Origin of the sequence: Levilactobacillus bambusae (genome assembly GCF_003124125.1) — a bacterium.
In the GTDB taxonomy this organism is placed as follows: Bacteria; Bacillota; Bacilli; order Lactobacillales; family Lactobacillaceae; genus Levilactobacillus; species Levilactobacillus bambusae.
Map to the genome: position 1 here is coordinate 1 of NZ_QCXQ01000011.1, position 1289 is coordinate 1289.

The 1289-nt window shown below is 46.7% G+C and carries 1 protein-coding gene; it reads left to right on the top strand.

Features of this window, described 5'->3' with window-relative positions:
• Positions 1–186 precede the first annotated feature (186 nt).
• Positions 187–1289, top strand: a 1103-nt coding sequence (locus DCM90_RS10265) for a hypothetical protein (protein WP_133244338.1), incomplete at its 3' end; no start/stop codon positions are given.

Consider the following 1289-nt stretch of genomic DNA (forward strand, 5'->3'; position numbering starts at 1 on the left):
TGTTTGAGAGGGTTGTTAAGAAAATGGCTGTTGGAGTTCAGACCTTTGATCGTCAACGCCAGTGGTATCCAATCCGCTTTCTGCTGTGAGGATGTTAAAAGCAGTGGGGAAACGGACACCACTGCCAGTGTTGTGCAGCTCACTCTCCATGCGTTTTGTAATATCACTGCATTGGGGACGCACAAGATGACCATACTTGAACTGACTGATGCGTTGGCTTTGGGGATGATGGTTCTCAAAATAGTGAGAAACATGGAAAAGTATCAACTAGCAGTGACTATCATGGCCATCTTGTGCGTCCCCAATGCAGTGATATTACAAAACGCATGGAGAGTGAGCTGCACAACACTGGCAGTGGTGTCCGTTTCCCCACTGCTTTTAACATCCTCACAGCAGAAAGCGGATTGGATACCACTGGCGTTGACGATCAAAGGTCTTAATCCAACAGCCATTTTCTTAACAACCCTCTCAAGAACTAGCAAGAAAAGGAGCTGGCCACTAAATGAGGCTATTATGGCAGTCGGGATGGTGAGCATTTTAGCCAGTTCCCTCCTAAAGAATGATATTCCCATGACAGGACCATTAGTGGCTGGAGGGCTTCTCACTGTGTGTTACGTACTCACTGGAAGATCGGCTGATTTGGAACTGGAAAGAGCTGCTGACGTAAGATGGGAAGAACAGGCAGAGATATCAGGAAGTAGTCCAATTCTGTCGATAACAATATCGGAAGATGGTAGCATGTCGATAAAAAATGAAGAAGAAGAACAAACACTGACCATACTCATCAGAACAGGACTGTTGGTGATATCAGGACTTTTTCCCGTGTCAATACCAATCACGGCAGCTGCATGGTACCTGTGGGAAGTGAAAAAACAACGAGCAGGAGTATTGTGGGATGTCCCCTCACCCCCACCTGTGGGAAAGGCCGAACTGGAAGATGGAGCATATAGAATCAAGCAGAAAGGGATTCTAGGATACTCGCAGATCGGAGCCGGAGTTTACAAAGAAGGAACATTCCACACAATGTGGCATGTCACACGTGGTGCTGTCTTAATGCATAAAGGGAAGAGAATTGAACCATCATGGGCGGACGTCAAGAAAGACCTAATATCGTATGGAGGAGGCTGGAAGCTAGAAGGAGAATGGAAAGAAGGAGAAGAAGTCCAGGTCCTGGCATTAGAGCCTGGAAAGAATCCAAGAGCTGTCCAAACAAAACCCGGTCTTTTTAAAACTAACACTGGAACCATAGGCGCCGTGTCTCTGGACTTTTCTCCTGGAACGTCAGGATC